Source organism: Streptomyces flavotricini (assembly GCF_020639365.1).
Taxonomy (GTDB): domain Bacteria; phylum Actinomycetota; class Actinomycetes; order Streptomycetales; family Streptomycetaceae; genus Streptomyces; species Streptomyces flavotricini.
Genome location: NZ_JAINUL010000001.1, coordinates 3,626,934 through 3,647,482, shown reverse-complemented (window position 1 = coordinate 3,647,482; position 20,549 = coordinate 3,626,934). Strand labels below are relative to the sequence as shown.

The window sequence follows — 20,549 nt, the reverse complement described above, 5'->3', positions numbered from 1 at the left end:
AACGGCGTAGATGAGCATGCGGCACAAGGCGCAGGTGCGCGGGGGAGCGGCCGTTGCGGTTGCGGCGGTCTTGGCCCTCACGTTGGCCGGATGCGGCGGCAGTGACGACAAGCCGTCAGGTGCGCAAAGCTCCTCCGCCCCGAAACCGGCAGGAGGCGCCTCGCAGGAACCGTCAGCCGGGAACCAGAGTTCAGCCCCACCCGCGGTGATCGCGACGGCAGTCGGGGAGGACGGGGTTGTCCTCGAAGTCAATGAGGCCAAGCGCGATGCAGGCGGCTTCCTCACGGTGAGCGGCCAGTTCAAGAACAACGGCGACAAGGACTTCAGCCACACCACGGCATGGCGCGGCAACGAGCTTACGGGCAGCGGAGAGTCGGTTGCGGGGGCCACGCTGGTCGACAAGGCAGGCAAGAAGCGCTATTACGTGCTGCGCGACACCGAAGGAAGGTGTCTGTGCACCACAGGCGTGAACTCGATCGGAGCGGGCAAGTCGATGCCGTTCTTCGTCCAGTTTCCCGCGCCCCCGACGAACACTGCAGAGGTTGAGTTCAACCTCCCCACCTTCGCAACGGCCACCATCAAAATCTCCGGGTGACCCCCATGAATAAACGCCACCGCGTCTCCGCATCCACAGCCGTCGTCGGCCTCGTCATCGCCGGGGCCCACTTCATCGGCGCGGCGAGCGCCCACGCCGACGGGGTCAAGCCCTCCGTGCCCCCCGGCACCGAGCCGTCGGCCTCCGCGCCCGTGCCCATCGACTCGAGCTCGCCCGGTCTGAAGATCCCTCAGGGTGGAACCCTGGCTCCGATCAAGGTTCTGGACATCGCCGAGGTCGTCGAAGATCTCGGGGGTGAGCAGCGGCGGCAGGAGACCAATCAGACCGTCATGATGGCCCTGCAGTCCGAGGTGCTCTTCCCCGAGAACAGCGCCGTCTTCAACGCCCAGGCAGCCGCCCGGATACAGGCCATCGCCAACGAGATCAACACGCAGAAGGCGACCCGCGTCCGGGTCTTCGGGTTCACCGACGACCAGGGCAGCTACGAGCACGGCAAGGAGCTGTCCAAGCAGCGCGCCGACGCCGTTCAGGCCGAGCTCGCCAAGACCGTCACCAGCTCCGGCGTCATCTACGACGTACGCGGCTACAGCGAGGACTACCCCATCGCCGACAACGGCACCGAGGAAGGCCGCAAGAAGAACCGCCGCGTCGAGATCACCTTCCCCCGCAGCGCCCCCGCCGGCGGCAGCTAGTCCCCGTATCGAGGATCGCGGGTCGGACCCCGAAGGGCCCCGCCGGGCTGCGGGCGGCCCGGCACCCGGCGCGTCCGGGGCCCGGCGCGGGGTGAGTTGAGCGCGTTCCGTCTAGCGCGTGCCTGCGCCCGCCCGGGCGAGGAGTGCGGCCGCCGCCTTGCCGGCCCGGCGGGCCGGATCCGGGCCGGGGTCCAGGGCCGCCACCACCGTGGCACCCTCGACCAGGATCAGCAGCTGGTCCGCCAGCCCCTCGTGTCCCGGCCCGGCGGCCTCCGCCAGCAGCTCCCGCAGCTCCGCCTTGTGGCGGCGCACGACGTCCAGCACGGCGGCGGGGCCGGTGCCCAGCTCCCCGTACGCGTTCAGGAACGCGCAGCCCCGGAAGTCCGGCTCCGAGAACCACGCGGCCAGCCACTCGAAGACCGCCCCGACCGGATCGGCGGCCTCCGCCACCGCGCCCCGCAGGTCGGCCGTCCACCGCAGGTCGCGGCGTACGAGGTAGGCCGTGACCAGGGCTTCCTTGGCCGGGAACACCTTGTAGAGCCGCTTGAGCGGCACGCCCGACTCGGTGCGGATGCGGTCCATGCCGACGGCCTGGATGCCCTCGGCGTAGAACAGCGCCTCCGCCGCGTCCAGCAGCCGGGTCCGGGCCTCGTCATCGTCCATGAAGGCAGCGTAGCCCAGGATCGCTTGCGTTGAGAACGCTCGTTCTCTAGGGTCTGAGAACGAACGTTCTCAGACCCTTTACCGCTTTCTCCCCGCCGAGGTGACCGCCATGACCGACACCCCCGTCGTACGCCCGCCCCTGCCTCCCTTCACCGAGGAATCCGCCCGCGCCAAGGTCCAGGCCGCCGAGGACGCCTGGAACAGCCGCGACCCCGAGCGCGTGGCCCTCGCCTACACCGAGAACTCGTTCTGGCGTAACCGCGACCGCTTCCTCAGCGGCCGCGACGAGATCCGGGAGTTCCTCACCGATAAGTGGGAGCGCGAGCTCGACTACCGGCTCCGCAAGGAGCTGTGGGCGTACACCGGCAACCGCATCTCCGTCCGCTTCGAGTACGAGTGGCACGACGCCTCCGGCCAGTGGTGGCGCAGCCACGGCAACGAGCAGTGGGAGTTCGACGGCAACGGGCTGATGCGCCGCCGCGAGGCCAGCATCAACGACATCCCGATCACCGCCGAGGACCGCCGCCTCACCTGACAGGTGTGCCGTCCCGCACCCCGCGGTATGTCTCTGCGCGATCACTCACCCCCCTGTGAGGAGACTCGGCATGACGGGACGGGCTCGCGTGAACGGCGTGGACCTCTACTGTGAGGTCGTGGGCGAGGGCGAACCCCTGGTCCTCGTCCACGGCTCGTGGGTCGACCACGAGACCTGGCGGCGCGTCGTCCCCCGCCTCGCGCAGTCGTTCCGCGTCCTGGTCTACGACCGCCGGGGCCACAGCCGCAGCGAGCGCCCACCGGGTCAGGGCAGCCGGCGCCAGGACGAGGACGACCTCGCGTCGCTCATCGAGATCCTCGGCGCCCCGGCCCACGTGGCCGCGAACTCCTTCGGCGCCTCCACCGCCCTCGGCCTCGCCACCCGCCGCCCCGAGCTGCTGCGCAGCCTGAGCGCGCACGAGCCGCCGCTCATGGGCATCGTCGGAGACGAGGACCGCCAGCTCCGTCCCGTGCTCCGGGCCATGGAGGCCGCCCTCGACGGAGTCCTCGCGGCCCTGCGCGCGGGCGAGGACCGGGCGGGTGCGCAGCGGTTCGTGGACGACGTCGCCGTGGGCCCGGGCGGCTGGGAGTACATGCCCGAGAGGTTCCGCCGGACGATCACCGCCAACGCCCCCACGTTCGCCGACGAACACGGCGACCCGGACTGGGCCCGCCTGGACCTGGCCCGCCTCGACGGCTTCCCCGGCCCCGCGCTGCTGACCTTCGGCAGCGAGAGCCCGCCGTGGTTCCCGGTGATCGTCGGCAAGCTCGCGACCGCCCTCGGCGGCCGGGCCCGGATGCGCACGCTGGTGGGGGACGGCCACGTCCCCCACCTCACCCACCCGGACCGCTACGCCGACGACCTCACGGCATTCATCCGCTCGGCGGCGATGTAGCGGCCGGCCTCATACCGGCCCTCCCTCCCGATGGGCGGATCCGTTCGTCCTCGCCGGGGGCGGCACGGGTCCCCGGCCGAGCGGGTCTCGATCCCGGATCGTGGTGCGGTCATCTCCTGATCGCCCCCAGTTCGGTGAGGGCTTGGGTGACCAGGGCTGCCTGGTGGGTGGTGCCGGGGAGGTTGGGGTGGAGGAACGTACAGGCTTCGCCGGTGGCGGGGACCCTGCGGCAGAGGTTGGATGGTGGGTCGCTCTGGGTGCCGGAGCCGGTGAGGTCGTCCTTGATCCCGTAGATCCACCGCTGGCCCGGGGCCGAGCAGACCCCGTGCCCGGTGCTGGAGGTGTACGTGTCCACGTAGGCGGCGCCGGCGCGTTGGGCCTCGGTGCGCAGCACGGTGTTGACCCGGCGCTCCAGGGCGTCGAGGAAGGGCATGTCCCCCTTGGTGACGGTGCCGAGCTGGCGCCAGGACCCGAAGGAGCAGCCCTTGGCGTCGGCGACGACGGCCGGGTACCCGATGACCGCCACCTTGGCGTGGGGTGCGCGGGTCCGGATGTCCTTGAGGGTGGTCGCGAAGTCCGCTTCCAGAGCGGTGAATCCGGCGTCGAGCCGGCTCTTCCCGGAGCCGCGGGTGTAGTGGGCGGAGCAGGGGCTGCCGGTCCCGAAGGACGCGATTCCCTGCTCGATGCACTTCGTGACGATGTCGACGAACCCGACGGAATTGCCGCCGATCCCGAGCGTGACGAGATCGGTGGCGGCGGTGACCGCCTTGATCTGGGCCGGCCGGGGTGCCCAGCCGGCCTTGGGCGGGACGGACGGTGGCCCGGTGAACTCGGTCTGCTGCTCCAGGACGCCGGCTCTGACCTCGGCCGCGGAACACGTGACGTCGGTGAGGCGGACGTTGAGACGGCGGGCGGCCTGCTGCGGATAGCTGAGGGTGGAACGGCCGCAGCCGTCATCCACGGCCCAGGGCCGTACGAAGGCGCCGGCGCTGTAAGAGTCGCCGAGGGCCGTGTAGTCGAGGGGCGCCGGGGGTGGGGCGGCCGCGGCCGGGGCGCCGGTCAGGATCGTGAGGGCGAGGGCGGATACGAGGGCGTACGTGGCGCGGGACGACATGGTGGTGTCCTTGGGTCGGGGCGCCCCACCGGCCGATCCGGGCGACGCGCTTAACTCAAGGTAGTCGACATGATTACTGAGAGTAGCGGCCGGGCGCTCAAACCCCCGGATCGGGTGAACGGCGGGACAGGGAGGCGCCCCGGTGGCATTCGGGTGTCGCCATGAGGGCTTCGGCCGCGGGCCGCCCGCGCCTCCCCGGTGATGGGGTGTCGGCCGAATGTGCCGTTAGCCCCAGGGGGACCACGCGGAAGTCCGCTCGCTCGCTGCCGTCTGTGTCCTCGCGCCGACTGCTTGGCGGGGTGGCCGGGTGTCGCGGAGGCCGGGCCGGACCTGGCATCGAAGGCCGGGAACAGTCATCCTCCGGCCCGTCGGTGCCCCGGGGTCCGGCTGCGCCGATCAGGCCGGCTGGTGGGCCGTCACATGACGCTCATCGGCCCACGGCCCCACGGCCCCACGGCCCCACGGCCTCAAGGCCCCACGGCTCACGGGCCTGCCCACGGCTCACGGTCCACGGCCCCACGGCTCACGGCCCGTCCGCCCCCGCTTCACGACGCTTGGTGCGCCTGGGTGATGAGGTCCGTCGCGACCTCCAGTGCCGCCTGGCGGGTTTCCTCCGGGTCGCCCTCCACGTGCTGGAGGAACATCATCCCCGCGTGCAGGGTGAACAACGCGCTCACGCACCGCACCTGGTCCGCCAGCGGTCCGTCCTCCGTGCGCAACAGCTCCACCAGCGTGAACAGCCGGCGCTTCACCGTCTCCCCGATGCTCAGTTCACGCATCGTCGCCTGGTTCTCCTGCATGAAGCGGTAGAGCGGAGCGCCCGCCGCCATCGCCTCGCTGTAGCGGCGCAGCACCTCGCGCTTCATCTCCAGCGTCCGGGGCTGCCGCTCCGCCCAGTCGATCAGTTCGTCGATCGGCCTGGTCAGGTCCTCGAAGACGCTGATGATGATGTCTTCCTTGGTCTTGAAGTGGTAGTACAGCGCCGCCTTCGTGACCTCCAGCCGCTCCGCGATCTCGCGCAGCGACGTCTTCTCGTACCCCTGCTCGGCGAAGAGCTCCAGCGCGACGTCCTGGATGCGCTGGCGAGTGTTGCCGCGGCGCGCCTGCGGACTGCTGCTGGACATGGTTCTCCTCAAACTACTTACTTACTTGACGACCGGCTAGTGACGGGTCTACTTTCCCCAGTGTAGTGAACTAGCCGGGCGGCAAGTAAGGGCCTGGAGCGCATGGGTAAACGGGGAGTGACATGGCTGAAAACATAAAAGCGGCGGAGATCTCCGAGGAGGTGAAGCCGCGCAGCGTCCGTGTCGTCCTCATGGCTCTCATGATCGCAATGCTTCTGGCCATGCTCGACAACATGATCATCGGTACCGCGATGCCGACGATCGTCGGCGAGCTCGGCGGTCTGGAGCACCTCTCCTGGGTGGTCACCGCGTACACCCTCGCCACCGCCGCCTCGACTCCCATCTGGGGGAAGATCGGCGACATGTACGGGCGGAAGGGCTCCTTCCTCACCTCCATCGTGATCTTCCTGATCGGCTCCGCGCTCAGCGGCATGGCCCAGGACATGGCCCAGCTGATCGGCTTCCGCGCCGTCCAGGGCCTCGGCGCCGGCGGTCTGATGGTCGGCGTCATGGCGATCATCGGCGACCTGATCCCGCCCCGTGAACGCGGCAAGTACCAGGGCATGATGGCCGGCGTGATGGCCCTCGCCATGATCGGCGGACCGCTGGTCGGCGGCACCATCACCGACCACCTCGGCTGGCGCTGGTCCTTCTACATCAACCTGCCGCTGGGCGCCGTCGCGCTCGCCATGGTCACCGCCGTCCTGCACCTGCCGAAGAAGACCGGTGGGCAGCGGCCGAAGATCGACTACCTGGGCGCGGCCCTCCTGACCGTCGCCATCACCTCCACCGTGCTCGTCACGACCTGGGGCGGCACCGAGTACGCCTGGGGTTCCGGCCAGATCATCGGCCTGATCGTCGTCGGCGTCGTCTCCATCGCCGCCTTCCTTTTCGCCGAGACCAGGGCCGCCGAGCCCGTCATGCCGCTGCACATCTTCCGCAGCCGCAACTTCACGCTCATGTCGGTCATCGGCTTCCTCGTCGGCTTCGCGATGTTCGGCGGCGTGCTCTACCTCCCGCTCTTCCAGCAGTCGGTCCAGGGCGCCTCCGCCACCAACTCCGGTCTGCTGCTCCTGCCGATGCTGCTCTCGATGATGGTCGTCTCGCTGATCGCGGGCCGCGTCACCACGAGCAGCGGCAAGTACAAGATCTTCCCGATCGTGGGCGGCGCGCTCATGGTCGTGGGGCTCTTCCTGCTCGCCCAGATGGACACCGACACCACCCGCCTGATGTCCGGCGTCTACATGGCCGTCCTCGGCGCCGGCCTCGGCTTCCTGATGCAGATCACCATGCTGGTCGCCCAGAACAGCGTGGACATGAAGGACATGGGCGTCGCGTCCTCCTCGGCCACCCTCTTCCGTACGCTCGGCGGCTCGTTCGGCGTGGCCCTGATGGGCTCGCTGTTCACCAGTCAGGTCACCCAGACCATGACCGACCGCCTCGGCCCGGGTGCCGCCCACGCCGCGGGCTCCGCCCAGCTCGACGCGGCCAGCCTGGCCAAGCTGGAGCCGGCGATCCGCGACGCCTACCAGCACGCGGTGGCCGCCGGTACGCACTCGGCGTTCCTCCTCGGTGCGGGTGTCGCCGTACTGGGCTTCGTGGCGGCCTGGTTCGTCAAGGAGGTCCCGCTGCGGGGCGCGGGTCCGGCCAAGGGCGACGACGCCGGCGAGGGCACCGCGGCGCAGGCTCCGGCGGAGTCCCTCGCCCACTGACGCTCCGGAACCACCCGGTTCACGCGCACCGGCCCGACCCGGCCCCGGCGGATTCTTCCGCCGGGGCCGGGTCTTTTTCATGGGGTGACGCCGTGACCCCTGGGGTAGATGAGTCCCCGTGATGCGGGGGAGGTTGATCTGGTTCCGTCCTGTTTCAGGTGGGGCCCAAATACGGACGATCAAGGACCAAGGTCCTATTAGCCGGATTTTATGGGGGAATCGGCGGGAACCCGTCCCGTTCGAGGGTCGTCCTGGAAGGCAGAGCGCACACGGAAACGGACGCGGAGGGGACGGTTCATGGGCTTCATGGCGCGCGCGGACAGGAAGGGCATCCGGGCCGGGGCGGTCGTCGTGGCGGCGGCCGTCGCGGTGGCCGGGACGGTGTGGGGAGCGGCGACCCTCGTCGGGCCGGGGCACGGGGCGGTACAGCGGCCCGCGCACGAGAACGTGGCGCGCCGGACCACCGGCCCCGCCACCCCCGGCGACGGCGCGAAGGACGGCGGTGCCCAAGGCGCGGGCGGAGCGCCGCGGTCGCGCATACCCGACGGCATAGCCCACGCCTCCGAGGGCGGAGGCGACGCCGTCAACATCACCATCGACGACGGCCCGGACCCCCAGTGGACCCCCCGGGTCCTCGCCGTACTGAAGAAGCACGACGTGAAGGCGACCTTCTGCATGATCGGACCGCAGGCCAAGGCCCACCCCGACCTCGTCAAGCGCGTCGTCGCGGCCGGCCACCGGCTCTGCGACCACACCATGGACCACGACACGGCCATGGACAAGAAGCCCGTCGCCTACCAGGAGCGGCAGATCCTGGACGCGAAGAAGATGATCGAGGACGCGGCGGGCGGCGGCGCCGACGTGGAGTACTACCGCGCCCCCGGTGGCGCGTTCACCCCCGACAGCCGCCGCATCGCCGCCGCGAACGGCATGCGCCCGCTCGGGTGGAACGTCGACACCAGGGACTTCGGGAAGCCCGGCGTCGCCGCCATCGTCAGCGCGTTCAAGAGCGAGATCGGCAACGGCCCGACCGTCCTCTTTCACGACGGCGGCGGCAACCGCGCGCAGACCGTCGAGGCCCTCGACCAGGCGCTGGCCTGGCTGGAGGGTCAGGGCCGCCCCACCGGATTCCCCGTCCGCACGGCCCCGGACGGCTCCTGACACGCCGTCCGGCGGCGAACGGGTGAAGGTCGTCGCCCCGGCGCCGTCCGGGGTGTTGCCTGGTCGCGCACAGAGCCGGCGCGGCCGGCGCGCGGCCCGTACGGAGCCCGCGCGCGCCCCGCGTACGGAAAGTCCCGTACGGGAGCTCCCGTACGACCGCCCAGGAGGCCCCCGTGATCCCACCGGACCAGCTGACCGACCCCACCGTCCGCGCCTTCGTCAACGCCGTCAACGCGGGTGACCGGAGCGCCTTCCAGGCCGTCCTCACCCCGGACGCCACGATGTCCGACGACGGCTCGGACCGCGACATCGCCCAGTGGGCCGACAAGGAGATCTTCTCCTCGGGCGGGCACATGGACGTCGAGAAGGAGTCCGACGGCGGCCTCGCGCTCATCGTCGACTACCGCAACGACACGTGGGGCGAGATGCGCACCGCCTGGCGGTTCGTCACCGACGGCGGCCGCGTCAGCCGCTTCGAGACGGGCCAGGCCTGAGCCTCCGCTGCTGCCCGCAGTACGGGCGCCCGCGGTACCGGTGCCCGTAGTACCGCAGCCCGCAGTACCGCCGCCCCGGGGTCCGTTCCCCGGGGCGGCCCCGGCTTCCGCGGGGCAGGCCGCCGTCCGGGCGACCACGGGACGTCCCGTCGCCCGGATCCCGTACGGGTGAAAGCGCGCCCGGCCTCGTTCCAGCCCGCCTCGGGCCCCCGTTGGACCGGTCATGAAGCGCACCCGTACCGCCGTTCTCGCCCTCGCCACCGCCGCTGCGGCCCTCGCCCCGGCCCTCGGCCAGGCCGCCGCCACCGCAGCGGACGGCACGTACCTCCAGGACCCGGCCGGCGGCGAGAAGACGATGAAGTCGCAGTGGACCAAGGACGAGATGCACAAGGTGGAAGGGCAGTTCCGCTTCTACCCCGGAGTGCAGTACAAGACGGTCACCCGCCCCGGCCCCTCGGGCGCCCCCGACTACGAGCGCCATGTTGCCGATCCCAAGACCCTCGCGTGGCAGCCGTCGTTCGACTTCGGCTGGGCGGTGTCGGACTCGACGCTGGTGAAGAAGGCCGTGACCACGAAGGACGGCAAGCACCCGATCGTCGTGCACGCCGTGCTGCGGCGCTCGTCGGACCACGCCAAGGCGGTCGAGGTGCACCAGGAGCTGGCGAACCGGCCGGCGACGGGGCGCGCGAAGGTCCCGGGCGGCAAGCGGATCGCCTGCGACACGGGCGAGTACACGGTGGAGTGGTCGGTCACGCGCTCGGGCTACGGGACGCTCACGGGAACGCTGCGCTGGGATTCCAGCTGTGAGCAGTACCGGACGGCGTTCTCGACGGAGAACGGCAAGGTCTGACCCGGAGGCGGGGGAGGGGACGAAGAGGGAGAGGGCCGGCCGCCCCGCGCACCTTGTGGGTGGTCGGCGGCGACTGGTCCCAGGCCTTGGATCAAGAGCCGTGGCAGCCATTCTGCCGCACGGGGTGGGGTGCGACAGGGTCGAAAGTCCCGTGTCGGACGGGATGTTCGGCGTTTTCAGCGGTCAAGTACCGCTGCGGGCAGCGCTCCTTCGGTCACTGCCTCTTCCTGGTCTCCTCGTTCGCCTTGGCCGCGATCTCCTCCAGCACGGCCTTCGCGTCGCCGTTCGGCTCCACGGCGCGGCCGATGTTGCGCTTGATGGTGTCGCTGACCGTCACCCACGACGGGTCGTTCACCGGGTACAACTGCGCACCGCGCAGGGCGGTCAGGAAGAACTGGTCATTGCTGTCGAGGCCGGCGCCCGACGGGTTGCGGGAGGCCGAGACGGTCGACGGCAGCAGGTGGTAGCGGCCGGCGAAGTCCGACAGGTTCTTGTCCTGGTAGACGAAGTCCAGGAACTTGCCGATCTCCACGCGCTTGCCGTGCTCCTTGAACGCCATCATCCAGTCGGCGACGCCCACGGCCGGCGGGTTCTCCCCGGCGCCGAGGTCGTCCGCGACCGGCATGGGTGCGGTGCGGACGTCGATGCCCTTGGCGCGCGCCTCGTGCAGGAGCTGCGGGTAGCCGTTCAGCATGCCGACCTCGCCGCGGGTGAAGGCGGCGAAGGCGTCGGCGCGGTTGAGCCGGGACGGCGGGACGGGCCCGGTCAGGCCGGGGCCGACCAGGTTGTCCTTGAGCCAGCGGAAGGTCGAGATGTTCTGGTCGGAGGCCAGGTTGTAGTTGCCGCTGCTGTCGGCGTAGCCGCCGCCGTTGCTGAGCTCCCAGATCATCGCCTCCGCGTGCGCCTCCTCCGGTCCCAGGGGGAGGGCGTACGGGTACTTCACGCCCTTGTCCTTGAGCGCCTTGGCGGCGGACTTCAGGTCGGACCAGGTCTTCGGCTCGCTGACGCCGACCTGCTTGAACAGGCCCTGGTTGTAGAAGAGCAGCCGGCTGCTGGCCACCCACGGCAGGCCGTAGAGGGTGTTGCCGACGGAGCCGGCCTCGGCCAGCGGCTGGAGGAAGTTCGCCTCGGCGGTGACCGAGAGGAGTTCGTCGGCGGAATAGAGCTTGTCCTGCGCCGCGAAGTCCGAGTACGAGCCCATGAGGGCCATGTCCGGAGCATTGCCGGACTTGACCATACGGGAGACCTCGCGGTCGATGTCGGCCCAGGGCATGAGCTGGACCTCGACCTTGATGCCGGGGTTGGCCTTGGTGAAATCCGCCGTCACCTTGTCCCAGAAGGCCTTGGAACTGGTCGCCTCGTTGTCCCCGTATTCCGCGGCGACGAGGCGGATCGTGCCGCTGTCACCTGCACGGTTGCCTGAATCGCCGCATCCGGAAAGCGGGAGCAGCAGACCGAGTACCACCGCGGTCGCACTCGGGCCGAAGATTCTTCGTTGCACGGGTGTATTCCCCTGAATTTCTTTTGAGTCCCGTTACTGCTTATGAGTTGCTCCGGGCTGGGGTGTCCGTCCGTGGCCCGTTGGCCGGAATTCTCCCCTGCGTGGGGGCGGTTGATTCCATTGGGTCGGAACTTGTGGTCAATGCTCCAAGTGCGGCTTTTCCTGCTGGTGTTTTCCGATATGTGATCAACAAATCGGACGCGCGTAGACATGCCGAATGGCCCGATTCCGGCCCATTGGGGCCGCGGAACGGGTCGGGGGTCCGGATCAGGTCAGGGCGGCGGAGCCGCGGGTCTTCAGTCGGCGAACTCGCCGGCGTACGGGTCGGGCTCGCCCGTCTCGGGGTTGCGGCCCTCCTGCCAGCGCCGCTGGGCCTTGCGCCAGTGCACGAAGCTGAGGTGCCCGCCGTCCCAGAAGGTGATGCTGACCGGGCTCACGTCGAACTCGTCGGAGCAGAGCCGGTACAGGAACTCCGCCATGCCGTACGGGTACACGGCGAAGGCGTCGGCGGTGTGCCGGCCGACGACCAGGACCGGCCAGCGCTCCGGATCGGGGTCGGTGGTGAGCCAGCAGAGGATGTCGGAGCCGCCGGTGACGCCCCACGCGATGATCGACTCGGGGTCGACGCCGAAGGCGGCCCGGCCGCCCTCCGCCTCCCAGAGCTGGCGGGCGTTGGCGGTCTCCTCGGCCATCTCGGCCGGGGCCCACTGGAGCCCGGGCTTGGGGAGGGGCAGGAGGATGCTCGCCTCGCCGTTGATGGAGCCCGCGCCGAAGCGGCCCATGAAGGCGATGAAATCCGCCGGGAACCGGGTGCGCCAGGTGGCTTCGACAGCCGGCCAGTCGATGTCCTCGTCGGCGCCGTGCGTCGCCGGCATGATCTGCTCCAGCGCCTTGATCCGCGCGTTCTCCGTCATGCCGCTCCCCTGAGACCCCAGCTCAACCGCCCCAACCTACCGCCGTCCCCGCGCCGCGCCTAGCGAGGGCCGAGACGGGGCGGACCGCCGCCCTCGACGGAGAGCAGGGAGCCGACCCGCAGACCCCACGCGGCCATGGCGCCGGCCTCGGCCTCCAGGACGTGCCGGGAGCGGAGCCGGGGGAGGCCGAGGCGGTTCGGCGCCATCGTGGTCAGGGCGATGACGCGCAGGCGGCGGTCGAGGTACGCCACGTCGATGGCGAACCGCATCCGGAACGTGTGCACGCTCCCGGCCGGGGTCAGGAGCAGGGCGGCGCCGGGGATGCCGTCGCGGCCCAGGAGCCCGCGGGTGCGGGCGCGGTAGGAGGCCGCGATCTCCAGGGGCACCGCCGGCAGGTCCGGCCCGAGCCGGAGAAGGCCGTTGCTGGTGGTCATGGCGGCAGGGTAGGGGTGGTTGGGCCCCCGGGCCCATGCGGGTGCCGGTGTCCGCGCCTACGGTCGGCGGATGGTCCTGCTCGTGATCACCGCCGCCGCGGTCGCCTACGGCGTCGCCGCGGGGCTGCTGCTGCCGCGGGCGGCGTACCGCCTGTCCGTCGAACCGGACGCCGCATGGCACGACCGCTGCCCCGAGGGCCACCCCATCCCCGGCTGGCTGGGCCCGTCCCACTGCCGGGGAGGCGGGGCCCTGTCCGCCCGCCACCGCTACGGGGCCGGCCCCGCGTGGACCGCCGGCGTCGCCGGTGTGGTGTGCGGGGTGCTGGGGGGAGCCGTCGGCGGGCGGCCCGAGGCCGCGGTGTTCGTCGCCGTGGCGCCCGTACTGCTCCTGCTCGGGATCGTGGATCTGGCCGTGCAGCGGCTGCCCGACGTGCTGACCCTGCCCCTCGCGGCCGGTCTCGCCCTCGGGCTCGGCGGCGCGGCCCTCGTGCCCGGCGCCGGGGGGTCCTGGACGGGGGCGCTGATCGGCGGGGGCGCGCTCGCGGGGGCGTACCTCCTGCTCTTCCTCCTCAACCCCGCCGGCCTGGGCTTCGGAGACGTCAAGCTGGCGCTCGCGCTCGGGGTCCCTCTTGGGTGGTACGGCTGGGGGGTATGGGCCCTCGGGGCCTTCCTCGGCTTCCTCTACGGCGCCCTGTACGGCCTCGCCCTTGTGCTGCGGGGCTCCGGAGGCCGCCGGACGGCCTTCCCGTTCGGCCCCTTCATGACCGCCGGTGCCCTCACCGCAGTGCTGCTGGGCGGTTTCGGAGCGTAATCATCTTGCGCCAATGCACGCATCAGGCTTTACGAAGGGTTATGGTGGAACCCCCCCCTCGGGCCGGTCCGTATCCCCCCCACGGACCGGCCCGTTTTTTGTTTCCACCACCCCACGCCCAAAAGCGCAGGTCAGCCGCGCTGGGCCCAGATGTTGGTGCCGGGGGTGGACACCGCGAAGGAGTCGATCTCCTTCAGCTCCTGCTCCGACAGCGGCGCGCCGCCCAGAGCGGCGACGTTCTGCTCCAGCTGGGACACGCTCGAAGCACCGATCAGGGCCGAGGTCATCCGCTCGTCCCGGAGCACCCAGTTCAGCGCCAGCTGCGCCAGCGACTGCCCGCGGCGCGCCGCGATCTCGTTCAGGCCGACGAGGCGGCGGACCACGTCCTGCGACAGCAGGTCCGGGTTCAGGGACTTGCCCGCGGCCGCCCGGGAGTCCTCCGGGATGCCCTTCAGGTACTTGCCGGTCAGCAGCCCCTGCGCGAGCGGCGCGAAGGAGATGCAGCCCATGCCGGCCTCCTCCAGGGTGTCCAGCAGTCCGTCCTCCTCCGTCCAGCGGTTGATCATGGAGTAGGAGGGCTGGTGGATGAGCGGGCGGATGCCCATCTCGCGCAGGATCCTCGCCGCCTCGGCCGTCTGCTCGGCCGTGTACGAGGAGACGCCCACGTACAGCGCCTTGCCCTGCTGCACCGCGGACGCGAGCGCGCCCATGGTCTCCTCGAGCGGGGTCTCCGGGTCGAAGCGGTGGGAGTAGAAGATGTCGACGTAGTCCACGCCCATCCGCTTCAGCGAGGCGTCGAGCGAGCTGAGCAGGTACTTGCGGCTGCCCCACTCGCCGTACGGCCCCTCGTGCATGAAGTAGCCGGCCTTGGTGGAGAGGATCAGCTGGTCGCGGTAGGAGGCGAAGTCCTGCGCGAAGATCTTCCCGAAGTTGAGCTCGGCCGAGCCGGGGGGCGGGCCGTAGTTGTTCGCGAGGTCGAAGTGGGTGACCCCGAGGTCGAAGGCGCGGCGGAGGATCGCCCGCTGGGACTCCAGGGACTTGTCGTCGCCGAAGTTGTGCCAGAGGCCGAGGGAGATGGCGGGGAGCTTGAGGCCGCTGTGGCCGGTGCGCCGGTACTCCATGGAGTCGTAGCGCGAGGGCTCTGCCCGATAGGGATTGTTATCAGTCACGTTGTCCTCCCTATCACGGACTTGTGACAGACCGAGTTGGGTACCCGATCCCGCCGCGCAGTAATGTGGCCGCCTCGGGGGAAGGACCGCATTCCGCACGGGGGCATTGCACGGAGGGGCTGGAAGATCGTGAAGCTGCGCGACCTGGTGTACAGGCTCTACGCACGCCGGGTGGAAGGCCGCCTCGACCATGACGCGTCGCCCAAGCACATCGGCGTGATCCTGGACGGGAACAGGCGCTGGGCGAAGGCGTCCGGAGGCACGACGGAGCAGGGCCACCAGGCGGGGGCCGACAAGATCTCCGAGATGCTGGGCTGGTGCACCGAGACGGACGTCGAGGTCGTCACCCTGTGGATGCTGTCCACGGACAATCTGGACCGTCCGGAGGTCGAGCTCCGCCCGCTCCTCAACATCATCGAGAACACCGTCCGGGGCCTAGCCGCGGACGGCCGCTGGCGCGTCCACCACGTGGGCAACCTCGACATCCTGCCCGCGCAGACCCAGTCCGTGCTCAAGGAGGCCGAGCAGGCCACCCACGACGTGGACGGGATACTGGTCAACGTCGCCGTCGGCTACGGCGGCCGCCAGGAGATCGCCGACGCAGTCCGCTCACTGCTGCTGGAGCACGCGGAGAAGGGCACCTCCTTCGAGGAGCTCGCCGAGATCCTCGACATCGACCACATCGCCGAGCACCTCTACACGCGCGGCCAGCCCGACCCGGACCTCGTGATCCGCACCAGCGGCGAGCAGCGGCTGTCCGGATTCATGCTCTGGCAGAGCGCGCATTCCGAGTACTACTTCTGCGAGGTGTTCTGGCCGGCCTTCCGCAAGGTCGACTTCCTCCGGGCCCTGCGCGATTACGCCGCCCGCCACCGGCGCTACGGAGCCTGACGCCCGGGCGGACTGACGCCCCCTCCTGCGAGGCCTTCACCTGGGAGTACCTCCCAGCGGTAGCCGGGGGAGGATTCACCGAGCGTCCGTCATATGCCATGGCATGGCCGGGCCTGATCGGGGAATATCCCTTTCAGGTCGATGCCCGATCCACGGGTGTCGAGTCTCAGCGGGCGACATGGGGTCGTCCGCCCGGGAGGCCCTTTGCACCAGGACGCACGTGCGGTTCGCACGGACGGAGTGGGAGGGCCGGAAATCGGCCCCGCAGGGGTGCCGATGACCGGTCCGGTCTTCATGGCCCGACCTCTTCCGAGGGGGTACGTCCTTCCGTGGTGACCAGCACAAAGCGCCGCCTGCCCGACAGGCGGACCTACGTCCTCGACACCAGCGTCCTGCTGGCAGACCCCAACGCGATCACGCGCTTCGACGAGCACGAGGTCGTGCTCCCGATCGTGGTGATCACCGAGCTGGAGGCAAAGAGGCACCATCCCGAACTCGGCTACTTCGCCCGTCAGGCCCTGCGCCTGCTCGACGACTTCCGGGTTCGCTACGGTCGCCTCGACGCCCCCATCCCGTTGGGCGATCTCGGCGGCACCCTCCGTGTCGAGCTCAACCACTCCGACCCCGGTGTCCTGCCGGCCGGCTTCCGACTGGGGGACAACGACTCGCGGATCCTCGCGGTCGCCCGCAATCTCCAGGCCGAGGGCTACGACGTCACGGTCGTCTCGAAGGATCTCCCGCTGCGCATCAAGGCCTCCTCCGTGGGCCTGCTCGCCGAGGAGTACCGGGCGGAGCTCGCGATCACCGATGCCGGCTGGACCGGCATGAGCGAGCTCGCGCTGTCCGGGGAGCAGGTCGACCTGCTCTACTCCGAGGAGCGGCTGTACGTACCGGAGGCGGCCGAACTGCCCGTCCACACCGGACTGGTCCTCCAGTCCGAACGCGGCAAGGCCCTGGGCCGGGTCACGGCGGACGGCAACGTGAGGCTCGTACGGGGCGACCGCGAGGCCTTCGGACTGCACGGCCGCAGCGCCGAGCAGCGCATCGCCCTGGACCTCCTGCTCGACCCGGAGATCGGCATCATCTCCATGGGCGGGCGGGCCGGCACCGGAAAGTCGGCGCTGGCGCTGTGCGCGGGCCTGGAGGCGGTGCTGGAGCGCAGGCAGCACCAGAAGGTGATGGTCTTCCGGCCGCTGTACGCGGTGGGCGGCCAGGACCTCGGCTACCTGCCCGGGGACGCCTCCGAGAAGATGAGCCCCTGGGCGCAGGCGGTCTTCGACACCCTCTCGGCGGTGGCCGGGCGCGAGGTCATCGAGGAGGTGCTGAACCGGGGGATGCTGGAGGTCCTGCCGCTCACGCACATCCGCGGGCGCTCGCTGCACGACGCCTTCGTGATCGTGGACGAGGCGCAGTCGCTGGAGCGCAATGTCCTGCTGACCGTTCTGTCCCGGATCGGTGCGAATTCGCGGGTCGTCCTGACCCACGACGTCGCCCAGCGGGACAATCTGCGGGTCGGCCGGTACGACGGAGTGGTCGCCGTCGTTGAGAAGCTGAAGGGGCATCCGCTCTTCGCGCACGTCACGCTCAACCGCTCCGAGCGCTCGCCGATCGCCGCGCTGGTGACCGAGATGCTCGAATCGCTGTAGGTGCGATGAGGGGCAAAACCCCCATAGCGGGAAAGTGAGTTGGCGCCGCCCGGCAAAGGCCCGAGAGCCTAGCCGGGCGGCGTCGCGCTGCACAGCCCTTTGAGGAAACCAACGGCAACATGCCAGGTGTGACCTTTCACACGCATTGGAGAATTGCCTTGCGGCGTCGGGGTCCGGCAGAGTCTGTTTTCCGTCAGGCCCCGCATACGGCACTCCTGTATCTCCCGTTGTCCCTAAGGGAGGTACGCGCAGCACCACAACTCCAGAGCCGTTCGCCGTATGCCGCCCGAGTCATCACGCGGCAGCCCCCGCAAGGGAGTTGCCCACGGGCCCGCGCTTCCAGTGATCACAGCACCACGGAGGCCAGTGTCGAGGGGCACTATTGCGCCCGCCCGGTCACTGCGGACGCTGCTGGAAGGACACCGTGTGAGCCGGATCTCGGTCCGGGGATTCGCAGTGGCTTCGGCCACCGCGGTCACCACCGTTGGCGCAGTCGTGGGCGTTGCCACTGGCGACCCCGCCTCGAACGACCTCGAGACCACCGCGTCCGGGGCGACCCTCCTGGCCGACATCCCGGTCGGCGAGCAGGCGCAGGTCCAGAACGCGTCCCTGACGCAGCAGGCCGACGCCATCGCCCAGGGCGCCGACACCGACGCCAAGCGTGTCGCCGAGGAAGCCGCTCGCATCCAGGCCGCCGAGGACGCCAAGTCCAAGAAGGCCGAGGCGCAGAAGGCAGCCGACGAGAAGGCGAAGAAGGACCGCGAGGAGAAGGAGCAGATCGCCTCCCGCTCCGCGGCCCGCAGCGCCGGTGACTTCGCCGTCCAGAGCTCCTACACGGTCGCCCAGGTCAAGGACATCGCCCGGCAGATCGTCCCGGCCGGTCAGTTCCAGTGCTTCTCGAACATCATCAACGAGGAGTCCACCTGGAACTACAAGGCCGTGAACTCGTCCTCGGGCGCGTACGGTCTGGTCCAGGCGCTCCCGGGTTCGAAGATGTCCTCGGTCGCCGACGACTGGCGGACCAACCCGGCCACCCAGATCCAGTGGGGCCTCAACTACATGAACGAGCGGTACCACAGCCCGTGCGCGGCCTGGAGCTTCCACCAGGCCAACGGCTGGTACTAGAGCCCGCCTCCGCTCAACCTCGAAGAGCCCCGCACCGTCCTACGGTGCGGGGCTTCTCGCGTTGTACGGTCTTTCGAGGTGTGTCCACGGGCGGGGGAAGGGAAAGACATGGCGAAGAGGGCAGGCTGGCTGGGCCGGCTCGGGAACAGGCTGAGCCGCGTGGAGGCGCGGCTGCAGGCGCGGCGTGCCGAGGTCGAGGCGGAGAGCATCGGCGCGGCAGCGGTCCCGGTCGGCACTTCCGGCGCCGCCCCTTCGGGCGTGGGTACGAGCGCGGGCGCGGGCGTCGGCGCGGTGACCCCGGCGGCCCCGGCCCCCGCTCCCGAGACGTCGGCCGGGCACCCCGGCCACACCCCGCACCCGGCCGCCCTGCACGGCCGCCCCGACCCGGTGAGCGTCGTCCCGTGGGGCATGCGGGTCGCCGCCGAGGTCAGCTGGCGGCTCCTGCTGCTCGCGGGGATGCTCTGGGTCGTCATGAAGGTGATCAGCGAAGTCCGCCTGGTCGTCCTCGCCTTCGCCGCGGCCCTGCTCGTCACCGCCCTGCTCCAGCCCTTCGTGGTCCGGCTGCGCCGCCTCGGCCTGCCGCGCGGGCTCGCCACCGCCGTCACCGCGATCCTCGGGTTCGTGGTCATCGGGCTGGTCGGCTGGTTCGTGGTCTGGCAGGTCATGGAGAACCTCGACGACCTCTCCGCCCGGGTCCGGGACGGCATCAACGAGCTCAAACTCTGGGCACTGGACAGTCCGTTCCACGTGACCGAGAAGCAGATCAACGACATCGCGAAGAACCTCAGCGAGACCATCGGCACCAACACCGAGCAGATCACCTCCGCCGGCCTCCAGGGCGTGACGGTCCTCGTCGAGGTGCTCACGGGCATCCTGCTCGCGATGTTCTCGACGTTGTTCCTGCTCTACGACGGCAAGCGGATCTGGACCTGGGTGCAGGGCCTGGTCCCGGCCGCCGCCCGCCCCGGCGTCGCGGGCGCCGGTCCGCGCGCCTGGCGCACGCTGACGGCGTACGTGCGCGGCACGGTGCTCGTCGCGCTGATCGACGCCATCTTCATCGGCCTCGGCATCTACTTCCTCAAGGTGCCGATGGCGGTGCCGCTGGCCGTCTTCATCTTCCTGTTCGCGTTCATCCCGCTCGTCGGCGCGGTGGTCTCCGGCGCCCTCGCGGTGGTGGTCGCCCTGGTGACCCAGGGGCCGTGGACCGCGCTGATGGTGCTGGCCGTCGTACTGGCCGTGCAGCAGATCGAGGGGCACGTGCTGCAGCCCTTCATCCTGGGCCGGGCGGTACGGGTGCACCCGCTCGCGGTGGTGCTGTCGGTGGCCGCGGGCGGCATGGTCGCGGGCATCGGCGGAGCGGTGGTCGCGGTCCCGCTGGTCGCCGTCACCAACACGGTGGTCGTCTACCTCAGGGCCTACTCCCGGGAACAGCTCCTGCACGGCGCCGCCGCCATCGGCCCGGGTCCGCACGGCTCGACCGCGTTCGAGCAGGCAGCCCGGGAGGCCGGAAGTGATCGGCGAGCCTGAGCTCGAGGGGGAGTGGGACACCCACCGGACGCCGACGGCCGCCGAGGAGCCCGGGTTCCCGCGCGAGCGCGTAGGGGGGCCCCGCAGGGCCTGGCTGTGGGCGCTCGGCGGGGCGGTTGTGGCCTCGGCCGTCTGGGCGGGCTTCCTGGTGGCGCAGGATCGTTTCAGCTCCGACGGGCCGCGGATCGCGTACCGGCACGTCGAGGACCTCTGCGAGGGCCGGCCCATGGCCGCGCTCGCCAAGACCGAGGTGAAGCCCGGCAGCGGTCTCCCGGGGCACGGGGAACATCCCGCGCTGGACTGGTCGTACTGCACCTACCACGGGGAGTACACCGAGAAGGAAGCCGTCTACTACCAGGTGCAGGTGCTGGTCGAGCTGCACAAGAAGACGGATCCCCGGGCCGAGTTCGGCACGGGAGCCGGGACCGGCCGGGACCTCTTCGCGGGCGTCGACGGTCCGGCGGAGCAGGTGTCCGGACTCCCCGGCCGGGCGGAGTTCCATTCGATGGCCGGCGGCGGCCGACACCGGCTCCAGGTGCTCGACGGCGGTGCGGTGTTCACGCTCCACGTCCAGTGGTTCGGGCCGGGCGCGGGCTCCGAGCCGGACACGGACGCGATCAAGGCGGCGATGGTCGAGGACATGCGCGCCCTGATGGCGAGCCTGCGCAAGTGAACGGCAGGGCCCCCGCGGCCGGGAACGGCTGCGGGGGCCCTGGAGTCCGTGCGGTCGTCCGC

At 70.5% G+C, this 20,549-nt stretch carries 21 protein-coding genes; 14 read left to right on the top strand and 7 right to left on the bottom strand.

The annotated features are described in order from the left end of the window. Positions 1 to 10: 10 nt before the first annotated feature. Both K7B10_RS16255 and K7B10_RS16250 read left to right on the top strand, forming a co-directional pair. Entirely contained in the window at positions 11 to 595 is a 585-nt protein-coding gene (locus tag K7B10_RS16255) for a hypothetical protein (RefSeq protein WP_229336724.1), read from the top strand. Between the two features lie 5 nt (positions 596 to 600). Next, positions 601 to 1,248 carry an OmpA family protein gene (locus K7B10_RS16250; protein WP_229345128.1) on the top strand — a complete coding sequence of 216 codons (648 nt, stop codon included), beginning with the start codon at positions 601 to 603 and terminating at the stop codon, positions 1,246 to 1,248. A 111-nt stretch (positions 1,249 to 1,359) separates the two neighbouring features. Here K7B10_RS16250 and K7B10_RS16245 read toward each other — a convergent pair whose 3' ends face one another. Then, entirely contained in the window at positions 1,360 to 1,911 is a 552-nt protein-coding gene (locus K7B10_RS16245; RefSeq protein ID WP_229336723.1) for a TetR/AcrR family transcriptional regulator, read from the bottom strand. 109 nt (positions 1,912 to 2,020) lie between these two features. Here K7B10_RS16245 and K7B10_RS16240 point away from each other — a divergent pair, with 109 nt between their 5' ends. After that, positions 2,021 to 2,446: a nuclear transport factor 2 family protein gene (locus tag K7B10_RS16240; RefSeq protein ID WP_229336722.1), complete on the top strand. Its 426-nt coding sequence runs from the start codon at positions 2,021 to 2,023 to the stop codon at positions 2,444 to 2,446. A 70-nt stretch (positions 2,447 to 2,516) separates the two neighbouring features. Further along, complete coding sequence (locus K7B10_RS16235; RefSeq protein ID WP_229336721.1) at positions 2,517 to 3,341, top strand: alpha/beta fold hydrolase; 825 nt, start codon at positions 2,517 to 2,519, stop codon at positions 3,339 to 3,341. 109 nt (positions 3,342 to 3,450) lie between these two features. Here the strand turns inward: K7B10_RS16235 and K7B10_RS16230 are convergent, their stop codons facing one another. Both K7B10_RS16230 and K7B10_RS16225 read right to left on the bottom strand, forming a co-directional pair. After that, positions 3,451 to 4,455, bottom strand: coding sequence for an SGNH/GDSL hydrolase family protein (locus tag K7B10_RS16230; RefSeq protein ID WP_229336720.1), 1,005 nt, complete (start codon positions 4,453 to 4,455; stop codon positions 3,451 to 3,453). Between the two features lie 545 nt (positions 4,456 to 5,000). Next, positions 5,001 to 5,579, bottom strand: a complete 579-nt coding sequence (locus K7B10_RS16225) for a TetR/AcrR family transcriptional regulator (protein ID WP_229336719.1) — start codon at positions 5,577 to 5,579, stop codon at positions 5,001 to 5,003. Between the two features lie 122 nt (positions 5,580 to 5,701). Between K7B10_RS16225 and K7B10_RS16220 the strand changes: the two genes are divergently transcribed. From K7B10_RS16220 to K7B10_RS16205, 4 genes are all read left to right on the top strand, one after another. After that, positions 5,702 to 7,291: an MDR family MFS transporter gene (locus K7B10_RS16220; RefSeq protein ID WP_229336718.1), complete on the top strand. Its 1,590-nt coding sequence runs from the start codon at positions 5,702 to 5,704 to the stop codon at positions 7,289 to 7,291. A 306-nt stretch (positions 7,292 to 7,597) separates the two neighbouring features. After that, entirely contained in the window at positions 7,598 to 8,452 is an 855-nt protein-coding gene (locus tag K7B10_RS16215) for a polysaccharide deacetylase family protein (RefSeq protein WP_229345125.1), read from the top strand. Positions 8,453 to 8,625: 173 nt separating this feature from the next. Next, positions 8,626 to 8,946, top strand: a complete 321-nt coding sequence (locus tag K7B10_RS16210; protein ID WP_229336717.1) for a nuclear transport factor 2 family protein — start codon at positions 8,626 to 8,628, stop codon at positions 8,944 to 8,946. A gap of 223 nt (positions 8,947 to 9,169) precedes the next feature. Then, on the top strand, positions 9,170 to 9,796 hold the full coding sequence (locus tag K7B10_RS16205; protein ID WP_229336716.1) for a hypothetical protein: 627 nt from the start codon (positions 9,170 to 9,172) through the stop codon (positions 9,794 to 9,796). Positions 9,797 to 10,010: 214 nt separating this feature from the next. On the opposite strand, the gene K7B10_RS16200 is transcribed toward K7B10_RS16205, so the two are convergent. From K7B10_RS16200 to K7B10_RS16190, 3 genes are all read right to left on the bottom strand, one after another. Continuing rightward, positions 10,011 to 11,297 (bottom strand): ABC transporter substrate-binding protein, encoded by a 1,287-nt coding sequence (locus K7B10_RS16200; protein WP_229336715.1) that lies wholly within the window; start codon positions 11,295 to 11,297, stop codon positions 10,011 to 10,013. Positions 11,298 to 11,593: 296 nt separating this feature from the next. Continuing rightward, complete coding sequence (locus K7B10_RS16195) at positions 11,594 to 12,211, bottom strand: SMI1/KNR4 family protein (RefSeq protein WP_229336714.1); 618 nt, start codon at positions 12,209 to 12,211, stop codon at positions 11,594 to 11,596. A 59-nt stretch (positions 12,212 to 12,270) separates the two neighbouring features. After that, a complete protein-coding gene (locus K7B10_RS16190; protein WP_229336713.1) occupies positions 12,271 to 12,645 on the bottom strand; it encodes a DUF192 domain-containing protein in 375 nt (124 codons plus the stop codon). 70 nt (positions 12,646 to 12,715) lie between these two features. Between K7B10_RS16190 and K7B10_RS16185 the strand changes: the two genes are divergently transcribed. Continuing rightward, positions 12,716 to 13,456 (top strand): prepilin peptidase, encoded by a 741-nt coding sequence (locus K7B10_RS16185; RefSeq protein ID WP_229336712.1) that lies wholly within the window; start codon positions 12,716 to 12,718, stop codon positions 13,454 to 13,456. 131 nt (positions 13,457 to 13,587) lie between these two features. Here K7B10_RS16185 and mgrA read toward each other — a convergent pair whose 3' ends face one another. After that, positions 13,588 to 14,625: an L-glyceraldehyde 3-phosphate reductase gene (mgrA, locus tag K7B10_RS16180; RefSeq protein WP_308284590.1), complete on the bottom strand. Its 1,038-nt coding sequence runs from the start codon at positions 14,623 to 14,625 to the stop codon at positions 13,588 to 13,590. A 129-nt stretch (positions 14,626 to 14,754) separates the two neighbouring features. On the opposite strand from mgrA, the gene K7B10_RS16175 reads away from it, so the two are divergent. The 5 genes from K7B10_RS16175 (at position 14,755) to K7B10_RS16155 (ending at position 20,487) form a co-directional block, all read left to right on the top strand. Further along, entirely contained in the window at positions 14,755 to 15,516 is a 762-nt protein-coding gene (locus K7B10_RS16175) for an isoprenyl transferase (protein WP_030159549.1), read from the top strand. 329 nt (positions 15,517 to 15,845) lie between these two features. Then, the gene (gene phoH2 / locus K7B10_RS16170; protein WP_229336711.1) at positions 15,846 to 17,162 is read left to right on the top strand and encodes an RNA 5'-3' helicase PhoH2; all 1,317 of its coding nucleotides are present in this window, start codon (positions 15,846 to 15,848) and stop codon (positions 17,160 to 17,162) included. A gap of 426 nt (positions 17,163 to 17,588) precedes the next feature. After that, entirely contained in the window at positions 17,589 to 18,287 is a 699-nt protein-coding gene (locus K7B10_RS16165) for an aggregation-promoting factor C-terminal-like domain-containing protein (RefSeq protein WP_030867379.1), read from the top strand. A gap of 108 nt (positions 18,288 to 18,395) precedes the next feature. Next, positions 18,396 to 19,814, top strand: coding sequence for an AI-2E family transporter (locus K7B10_RS16160; protein WP_229336710.1), 1,419 nt, complete (start codon positions 18,396 to 18,398; stop codon positions 19,812 to 19,814). Beyond that, positions 19,798 to 20,487, top strand: a complete 690-nt coding sequence (locus K7B10_RS16155; protein WP_229336709.1) for a hypothetical protein — start codon at positions 19,798 to 19,800, stop codon at positions 20,485 to 20,487. Before K7B10_RS16160 ends, K7B10_RS16155 begins: the two co-directional genes overlap by 17 nt. Positions 20,488 to 20,549: the final 62 nt, after the last annotated feature.